This is a genomic window from Janthinobacterium sp. JF4 (assembly GCF_059617925.1).
Genome location: NZ_JCAQAV010000073.1, coordinates 1 through 8,691 on the forward strand (window position 1 = coordinate 1; position 8,691 = coordinate 8,691).

The window sequence follows — 8,691 nt, forward strand, 5'->3', positions numbered from 1 at the left end:
ACGTTATTGAAAGCAACGCTGGGAGCGTTCCCACATCTGACGGTGACATAGCCATAAATAATGGCCCCGCCACGTACTTTGCCTGATCGAGTGCAGTATTGAAGTGCGCGAGTGCAAGCCCGGCATCACCGAGAAACAAGGCATCTCGGGCTCGTGCCCATTCTTTGAGCCAGTTGGGGCCATTCGCTAACGTTGCGTGCGATGCCCCTTTGATGAACCTACTATGTTCTTTTTCGTAAATTAGCTCCAGGCTACTGGGAATGTCCATTGCAAGGCTCGCTGCAGAGGCGGCAGAACTGCTAGCCGAGCAATTTATGCAGGGCGCGTCTCAGAATTCGGATTGTAATGTACGTTAAATTTACATATGGGGTGTTCGCCGAATTCGAGCGGACGCTGATCAGCGAGCCGCAAAGAGAAGGAATCGCGTTGCCTCAGCAGCGCGGCGTGTACCATGGCGGCCAATATGGCGTCCACGGTCCTCTTGCCGAATAGTTCCACCTTGACGGGTTGGCACAAGAGACGGCGTCAAACGAAAACTGTGGGTCCTAGGGTCTAACACATAGCTGCGTCGTTTCCCTTCCGAGCGCAGGGGATAAATCTAGAGTGGCGGGAAATCCGTAGAGGAGGCCTAATGCTCCTGCTCAGTGGAGGCGTGGGCACCGTCCGCTGCAAGCTGTTGTTCGACAGCGCTTACCCGCGATCCGGCCTCGCTCATGGACTCCAGTAGCCAACGACGAAGGATCGCATGGGCCTCGCTGTCTGGATCGAGGTATTCCATGTGACCCGTACCCGGCAATTCAATGAGCTCTACAGTATCACCTGCTGCCTCTGCTGCCCTTGCGTAGCATCGTGAAAGCTCGATGGGGACCGCATCATCGGCAGTGCCATGAAGAATGAGCTGTCTGACGCGCAAGGGGAGCATCTCCATCGGCGATGCTGCACGAAGTCGGTCCGGATACTGACCCGGGGTGCCACCAAGCAGTTCTGCCACTACTTGACCTCCAACCTTTCGGACGTATGCCTCGGCAAGGTCTGCAACAGGTGCCAACCCGACGACAGCCTGTATATGAACGCCTGGCAATGAGGTGTTTCGAGCGTGACTGCGCCCGGCCGCCCACAATGCGAGATGGCCGCCGGCAGAGTGGCCGACCACGATGACGCGGTCAAGATCGACGTCAATACCTCCGGTACAAAGGTCCGCCAGGTGGCCGATGCCAGCGGCAACATCGTCCATTGTTGCAGGCCATGCGGCCTGAGGCGCACCCAGCCGACGGTATTCCATATTCCAGACGGCAAGACCGTGGGCTACCAAGTCGTTGGCGATGGCGTTCATCTGATCACGACCATAAGGCATGCGCCAAAACCCACCGTGCAGCAGGCAAACAACGGGCGGCCGTGGTGTTGCGGGAAGGTACAGATCCCCTTGCTGGTCGGCGGACGCTCCATATTGGATAGTCTGCATCGTGGAACGCTGTTCGGTCTTTTTCATACTTGTTCCCCCCCGTCTGTCGAACCTGAAGTGGACGCCAACGAAGTTGACGCGTGAATGCAGGCAGTATGAGATCTACCCATCAAAAGTAAAAAATTGACGTGGCGTATTATTGCTCTGCCCGTGGACTACAAGTTGGCGCCGCCTCGACCTGAAGATGTTCTACGAGTGCCTGAATCGCACGCCGCAGTGTTGCGCCGCTCACGGGATCATGTGCGATGGCAAGCGGGTCTGCCTGCTTGCCCGGCAAGTGAAGCGTGGCGCAAGCATCGTGGACGATCGTGGCCGACATCGTTTCCAGGACCAGTTGCAAGGCCGCCTGCGCGGCGGATGCCCTCGGCGAGGTATTGAACAGCGCGACGGGCTTTCCCGGAAAATCCGGGCTGCCGACCAGCCAATCGAGCATGTTCTTGAACGAGCCGGGGATGCCGCGCGCGTATTCGGGACACGCAATCAGGAGGCCGTCCGCCTGGCACACGCGGTTGCGCAAGTCAACGATGCTCTGCGGAAGGTCGGCATCGAGGTCCGGAGTAAAGTGCGGCAGCTCGCCAATCGCATCGTAATGTTCGATGACGACGCCTGGCGGTGCCAGCAGGCCAGCCGCGATGAGTGTGTGCGTGTTGGACGACGCAGCGCGCAAGCTGCCGGACAAGGAAAGTAAACGCATCTTGAGTAAACCGTGGTCGATCGGGTGGGTAGTATTGCATGTCTGGCGCAGTCGAGGCGGCACGCGCCGCGCGCGTCAGGCGCGGGGAAGCAATGCCTGAAGGTGCGCGAAGCCGGCTGCCTGCGCGAAGTCGGGAAGCCGCCAGATGGCCCCGTTGGCGCCCCAGTTGCCATCGGCCACATGATGCAGGATGACGGACGTCGCCAACTGGCGTTGCTCGGTCTCTGGCAAAGACTGCTTGAAGGCCGCGTGTACCAGGTCGACGTACATGGTCTGGGACGCACCGTCCAGGACGCCAGCCGGAACGTAGATCACGGCGAGGCAGGGCAGCAACCGCGCGCTCATGTCGCTTGCGCCGCAGGTCCACGATCCTGGCTCCACTTCGTCGAGGATCACCCAGCACATCGACCGTTTCCGCGGGTCGTCGGGAATTTGCTCCGCGGCGGCGGCGGCATCGTTCAGCTTTTGCACCAGGCTGGCGCGGTGTTCGGTTGGAAATGCACCCTTTGGTATCTTGACGAGAATGTTAGGCATGGTCAGCTTTTCTGTGTATGAATCGGAGCTTGTATTACAACGCCGATTGACGCAGAATTACAGTGTCTGTTTTGACATATTTCGAGCTTTTTCAGCCAATGCATGATTTCACGGTTCTGGTCTTGCCAGGCGCCTTTGCGTCGAGTGTCGCGTTGACCCTGGATATTTTATCGGCTGCGGCGTCGCTGGCTGGCACCGCCGCTTGCGCCACGCCGCGCTGGCGCGTGGTCACGACGCAGGGCGCCGTCAAGCTTGGCCACGGCATGAGCATCGACGCCCACATTCTGCCGAAAACCGCCCGTCCGGATGGCTCCACGTGGGTCATTCCCGGTCTCGGCATGGAGAGTCCTCTCGCCATCAGGGAGCGCCTGGCGCAGCCCGACGCGCTGCGCGCCGTGCAGGCCCTGCAAGCGCATGCGCAAGCAGGCGGCGCCGTGGCAGCGTCGTGCTCGGCCGTTTTTCTGCTGCAGTCCGCCGGTCTTCTGGCGGGACGACGGGTCACGACGTCATGGTGGCTGGCGCCGCTATTGCAGCAACTGGAGCCGGGCTGCGTGGTCGATGCCGACCGCATGGTGATACGCGATGGAGCGGTCGTGACCGCCGGAGCGGCACTCGCCCAGACGGACTTGATGCTGCATCTGCTGAGCACGCAGTTCGGCCCGGCGCTCGCCGACGCCGTATCGCGCGCGCTGTTAATCGATGGCCGGCAATCCCAGGCACAATTCGTCGTTCCTGCCATGCTCGCCAATGGCAATGCGCTGATCGCGAAACTGGTGGAACGTTTCGAGTCCGCCTTGCCTGATCCGCCCGGCGTTGCAGCGTTGGCGGCGGAATTTTGCATGTCCGAGCGGACGCTCTCGCGGCACGTACGCGCCGCCACGGGGCGCAGTACGTCGGCACTGCTGCAGAGCGTACGGCTCAACAAGGCACGCATGCTGCTGGAAACGAGCAAGTTGACGGTCGAGCAAGTGGCTGAACGCGTGGGCTATGTCGATACGAGCGCACTGCGGCGCCTGATGCGCAAAGTGACAGGGGTGACGCCACGGCAATTCCGGCCGGCAGTTTCGCCCCCAGTGTAACGAGCCAAGCAACTCAGCGGGAGCGGGGCAATCTGCGCACAGCAATCAGGCTAGCGGAATACTCAACCTCAATGCAGACTTGGCAACGTTCTCTTCACAACCGGCCGGAGGTAGCGCGCTAAGGTTACATCTCCGGCCGTAGTGCACACAGAAGACTTCACAAAAGGCGACAGGCTGCGAGGTTACCCCGACAATTCGACGCGATACGCGGATGCCTTTCGCATCTGCCAAAGCATCCAGACGATACCCAGACCCACCGCAATAGCGCCGACCCAAGCCGTACTCGTCAGGCCCATCGCTTCCAGGCTGGCGCCTCCCATCAGCGAACCCAGCGCGATGCCGCCATTGAAGCCTGCGATATTGAGGCCAGCCGCGACTGCCGGCGCTTGTGGCGCGTGGACGTGGGACAGCCCGATTACCCGTGCTTGCAAAGCTGGCACCGCCGCATAGGTCAGTGCACCAAGCAGGCCTGTCAAAAGTACCATCAACGGCAGCGATGACGCCGAAAACCAGATCAGCAGCAGTACCGTGGTCAGTCCTGTCAACACAATCATCACAGCAAAGTCCGCGCCCCTGCGGTCGGCCAAGCGCCCGCCCCACACGTTGCCGATGGCAGCCATCACGCCGTAACCCAGCATCAGCAGGCTGCTGTTGCTTTCGCTGATCCGTGTGACTTGCAGCAGGACCGGCGAGATGTAGGTGTAGAGCGTGAAAGACCCTGCATAGGCCAGCACCGTGATGCCAGCCCCGGCCAGCAGGCGGGGATTGAACATGGCGTTGAGGCCATCCATCGCGTTGGCCTGCATCGAGCCATCGTCGCGTTCCGTCGGCATCAGGGCTAGCAAGCCGATGAATCCGATAGTACCACTCGCCGCCACGGCCATGAAGATGACCTGCCAGCTCAACGTGCTGCCCAGGTAGGTGCCGAGCGGAACGCCCAGCGCCAGAGCCAGGGTCAGGCCACCGAACACTACCGCAACCGCCGCGCCGGAACGCTGCCGGCCCGCCAGTTGCGTGGCAACGCTGGAGGCCACGGCGAGGAACACGCCATGCCCCAGTCCCGACGCAAAGCGAGCGATCAACATGGGCGTTAGTGCATCGGATTGGCTGACCACCATGTTGCCCAGCGTAAACAACGCCATTGCAAGCAATAATAATTTCTTGCGCGGCCAGCGCGTGGCCAGTGCCGTCAGACCCGGCGCACCGATCACCGCGCCAAGTGCATAGGCGGTGACTGCCGTGCCGACCTGGCTGACGCTGGCATGCAGGTCGGCGGAAATGGTGGACACCAGGCCGATGGTAACGAACTCGGTGAAACCCAGAGCAAACGCACAGAGTGCGAACACATAGATGACGAAAGGCATGCGCTCGTTCATGGCTCAGGCCCAATCCGTTGAGGCAGCCGCCAGCCGTGATAGCGTCGTTCCGGTCACGCCCTTGGTCGAAGCGGGGTTGACGCCCTTGGGGTTGACGAAATCGACTGCATCGCAGGCCTGGGCCTGCACCCGGTATGGATGCGTGGCTTCGGAGAGATAGACGCTGCTCTGCGCGGTGCCGGGGGCGCAGGACGGTCCTTTGCGGTCGTGGTCGGTCGGGACGAAAAGAATACGTTGAGTCATCATAGGCTCCTGCAAGTGGATTGAGCACGTCGTCATGGGCTTCCAGAGGGAGCGCGCATTGCGACATGAAGTGCTGGGAGTGTCATTGTGATGATTTTGGTATATCCTTGAAATGAGTAAAATAGACAAACACTTTCTACAGAATGACCCAAATGGCTTTGCGCAATCTGGATGACCTCGCGATGTTCGTGCGTGTGGTAGAACGCCACAGTTTTTCCGCTGCCGCACGCGACTTGCACCTCGCACCCAAGACGGTCAGCAAGCAGATCGCCCGGCTGGAGCGAGCGTTGGGTACCACACTGTTCGAACGCAATACCCGTAACTTGCGCATCACCGGCGAAGGACGCGCCATCGCCGAACGGGCGCGGGTCGCCTTGGCGGTGCTGGATGAGGTGCAGGAACTGGCGACCGGCGGCAGCCAGGATCTGCATGGCATCATCCGATTGACGGCGCCCATGCCGTTCGGCCGCAAGTTCGTGGCGCCGGCTATCCACGACTTCTGCCACCTGCATCCCCGGGTCGGTTTCGACCTGCGCTTGTCCGACCAGGTGCAGGATCTGTACAGCGGCGATCTGGACCTGGCGATTCGCATGGGTGAGCTGGCCGATTCTCGATTGGTGGCGCGGCGCATAGCCGACAATCGACGCATCCTGGCGGCATCTCCTGCCTATCTAGAATCGCATGGACAGCCCGCGCAGCCGGAAGAGCTGGAACAGCACAACTGCCTGGTATTCGCCTATCCGGGGCTGCTGCAAAGCACCTGGCCGCTGCGCAAGGGCCGCCGGGAGATACCTATCGCGGTCAGCGGTACGCTGTGCAGCGACAGCGGCGACGTACTGCATGCGTGGTGCCTGGCCGGGCTGGGCATCTCGTTGCGCGAAACCTGGGACATTCACGAGGAATTACGCGACGGGCGACTGGTGCGCGTGTTGCCGGAATGGGAAGCCTCGCTCTCGAAAATCAGCATTGTTCGGGCGCGGCGAGAGCCGGTGCCGCGTCGGCTGACGGCGTTCAGCGATTTTCTGTTCGATCGCTGGCAGCAAGCGCCGTGGGATCATTGATATCACTTCCCGCCGTTGGCGCATCGCATACGTATCTACCGGCCGCGAAGCTTCGTAGAAAATCTTGTAGGGCTTACCCACTATTCGTCAAGCGTGTGACGCTTTTCCCTGATGCACAAGAAAACCAGGTGATGGTCGATATCTTCCTGCCCCTAAGCAAGCAGCGCTGACGTGAGCCCTTCTTGGGTGCTCATAGTCTGCTACTAGACAGCGGGGCGGCTCCTGGTCGAGCCGCATCATGGCATGGAGTTGGCATATCTGCAATCGCTGACCGGCATCTGTTCGGATCAACCCATTCTATTCGGCACAGGGGCGCGTCGTGGGTCATTATTAGCGTGGCGAGCATTGCGGGCCGTTGCGAAGCTGGGCGGGTGAGAGGTCGTCCATAGTGCTTCGTTGCCGGTTGCGACGCTGTCCTGTTCGCGATAGGTCTCATCCCACCTCACTGAATTGAACTCCTTGCAATCCGAAAGCCCAGGTCGTCGATATGGTAGGTGGGATGGCTTTTGCGCCGACATGAGGCGCGGCAGGCGTTGGGGCCATCGAGCCAGCCGCCGCCGCGAAATACACGATATTCTCCGTAGATCTCCGGGTCAAAGCGATCCCAGCACCGCTTCCAGTCGTTACCGATCATGTCATAGAGGCCTAGGCGAGTTACGTGTGGCCGAATGCCAGTTGCTGCAAATCGCCAAGGCCATGCCTTCGATGGCCAGCGCAACCAGCCAGGTCAGCGGTAGTCATCTGGCCACCTTCGCTGGCGATCTTGCTCAAGCGGTTTTGGCGTACCTGCCGTTCGATGCCAACAGGTTGGTCAAGCACCTGCCAGAATGTGAGGCATTCGATGTGTTCAGGCATGTGGATCGAGTTCGGCTTGGCGATTCAATCTAGCACATCAAGGCGAGGCTCGAGATGGCTCCGGCTTTACACTTCCCAGTATCATGCTTGTCATCATTGTTCCTGGTCGACGATGGTGCTGCGATCAATGTCGCGTCGACGATGGTTTCTTGGCTTCGTCTAGTATCCATTGAGCAAACGCTTTTATTGGCTCCCCGCTCAATCCGATCGACTCAGGAAGGACGAGACAGAAGGTTTTGGAAATTGCTTTTCCCTCTGGCCATGGAGCGACCAACCGTCCTTGCGCAAGTTCGGTTTCAACGTAGAGGCGCGGTACTAACGCAACACCGAGGCCAGCCAACGCAGCTTCGATCAACATCGCATGAAGATCGTAGCGTGCACCAATCGCTGGATTGGTCAGAGGGATTCCAGTCTCTTGGGAGTAGCGTTGCCAAGCCTCTGGGTTCTGTCGCCGGTGCAGGCGCGGTAGGTTATCCAGTACGGTTGTACCTTCGTCTCCTGTCAGAATTCCTGGATGGCAAATCGGAACCAACACCTCATCCAAAAGGTGGTGAGTCCTCATTCCCGTCCAGGCCGGATGCTCGAAATGGATTGCGGCATCGAACCCGCTGCCGGCAAGTACGAAGGGTTCCATGCGTTCGGCAAGATGCACAGTGATGTTCGGATGCTTCTGCTGGAATTGTGACAAGCGAGGAATGAGCCACCGCATCGCGAAAGTCGGGATGACGGCTATGTCGAGGCTTGCACCATCGACTGGCTGGCCCATCAGGTACTGGCTGTCTCGTTCCAGCCGGTCGAGCAACTCGCGCACTTGCGCCGCATAGCGCTCCCCGTTGGGCAATAGCCGGACGCGATTTCCGACTCGCTCAAACAACATCACGCCGAGAAAGGCTTCCAGTCGGCCAATCTGACGGCTGATGGCCCCTTCCGTCAGTGACAACTCCGCCGCCGCTCGGGCGAAACTGCCATGGCGGGCGGCGGCCTCGAATGCCATCAGTGCAGCGTTGCTGGGGATCTTCCTGCGCATGAGAGTTCCTGATACAGAGCCAGGCATTGGCCCACCTTGATTTTTAATCATGGAAGCATACCAAAAAATCGATTTATACGGCGAAATTCAGGTCGCATAATGATTGAACATCAACAAGGAACACCGGCGCGCAATGCTGCCGGTCACAAATGATCTTATGATTTATACAGTCGAATGCAGCTTTGCCGATCCAGCCAGTGAAGCGGAGTGGAATCATTTCTACAGTCTGGAAAAACTGCCCGCGCTCATTTCAGTGAGCGGGTTCCATACCTCGCAGCGCTTCAAGGCCTTGAGCGCCGGATGCCCTGTCTACCTCGCCATGCATACGATCGACGATCTCGATGTACTTCATGGAGATGA

General features: G+C 59.7%; 11 protein-coding genes and 1 pseudogene. 3 read left to right on the plus strand and 9 right to left on the minus strand.

The features are described 5' to 3' along the window. From AC54AF_RS26385 to AC54AF_RS26400, 4 genes are all read right to left on the minus strand, one after another. The coding region (locus tag AC54AF_RS26385) for a hypothetical protein (RefSeq protein ID WP_496638942.1) at positions 1-268 on the minus strand (268 nt) is incomplete at its 3' end. 360 nt (positions 269-628) lie between these two features. Continuing rightward, the gene (locus AC54AF_RS26390; protein ID WP_496638943.1) at positions 629-1,489 is read right to left on the minus strand and encodes an alpha/beta hydrolase family protein; all 861 of its coding nucleotides are present in this window, start codon (positions 1,487-1,489) and stop codon (positions 629-631) included. Between the two features lie 109 nt (positions 1,490-1,598). Continuing rightward, positions 1,599-2,156, minus strand: a complete 558-nt coding sequence (locus tag AC54AF_RS26395) for an NADPH-dependent FMN reductase (protein ID WP_496638944.1) — start codon at positions 2,154-2,156, stop codon at positions 1,599-1,601. A gap of 75 nt (positions 2,157-2,231) precedes the next feature. Continuing rightward, the gene (locus AC54AF_RS26400; RefSeq protein WP_496638945.1) at positions 2,232-2,690 is read right to left on the minus strand and encodes a tautomerase family protein; all 459 of its coding nucleotides are present in this window, start codon (positions 2,688-2,690) and stop codon (positions 2,232-2,234) included. A 62-nt stretch (positions 2,691-2,752) separates the two neighbouring features. On the opposite strand from AC54AF_RS26400, the gene AC54AF_RS26405 reads away from it, so the two are divergent. Continuing rightward, entirely contained in the window at positions 2,753-3,769 is a 1,017-nt protein-coding gene (locus AC54AF_RS26405) for a GlxA family transcriptional regulator (protein ID WP_496638946.1), read from the plus strand. A 182-nt stretch (positions 3,770-3,951) separates the two neighbouring features. On the opposite strand, the gene AC54AF_RS26410 is transcribed toward AC54AF_RS26405, so the two are convergent. Together AC54AF_RS26410 and AC54AF_RS26415 are read right to left on the minus strand one after the other, a co-directional pair. Beyond that, positions 3,952-5,145 carry an MFS transporter gene (locus AC54AF_RS26410; protein ID WP_496638947.1) on the minus strand — a complete coding sequence of 398 codons (1,194 nt, stop codon included), beginning with the start codon at positions 5,143-5,145 and terminating at the stop codon, positions 3,952-3,954. 3 nt (positions 5,146-5,148) lie between these two features. Further along, complete coding sequence (locus AC54AF_RS26415; RefSeq protein ID WP_496638948.1) at positions 5,149-5,391, minus strand: hypothetical protein; 243 nt, start codon at positions 5,389-5,391, stop codon at positions 5,149-5,151. Between the two features lie 149 nt (positions 5,392-5,540). Between AC54AF_RS26415 and AC54AF_RS26420 the strand changes: the two genes are divergently transcribed. Continuing rightward, entirely contained in the window at positions 5,541-6,449 is a 909-nt protein-coding gene (locus AC54AF_RS26420) for a LysR family transcriptional regulator (protein WP_496638949.1), read from the plus strand. Positions 6,450-6,891: 442 nt separating this feature from the next. On the opposite strand, the gene AC54AF_RS26425 is transcribed toward AC54AF_RS26420, so the two are convergent. The 3 genes from AC54AF_RS26425 to AC54AF_RS26435 form a co-directional block, all read right to left on the minus strand. After that, positions 6,892-7,167 carry a formylglycine-generating enzyme family protein gene (locus tag AC54AF_RS26425; RefSeq protein WP_496638950.1) on the minus strand — a complete coding sequence of 92 codons (276 nt, stop codon included), beginning with the start codon at positions 7,165-7,167 and terminating at the stop codon, positions 6,892-6,894. Beyond that, on the minus strand, positions 7,104-7,304 hold the full coding sequence (locus tag AC54AF_RS26430; RefSeq protein WP_496638952.1) for a hypothetical protein: 201 nt from the start codon (positions 7,302-7,304) through the stop codon (positions 7,104-7,106). Before AC54AF_RS26430 ends, AC54AF_RS26425 begins: the two co-directional genes overlap by 64 nt. 124 nt (positions 7,305-7,428) lie before the next feature. After that, a complete protein-coding gene (locus tag AC54AF_RS26435) occupies positions 7,429-8,331 on the minus strand; it encodes a LysR substrate-binding domain-containing protein (protein WP_496638951.1) in 903 nt (300 codons plus the stop codon). Positions 8,332-8,488: 157 nt separating this feature from the next. Here AC54AF_RS26435 and AC54AF_RS26440 point away from each other — a divergent pair. Next, a pseudogene (locus AC54AF_RS26440) lies at positions 8,489-8,691 on the plus strand (sugar ABC transporter); the annotation flags it as partial.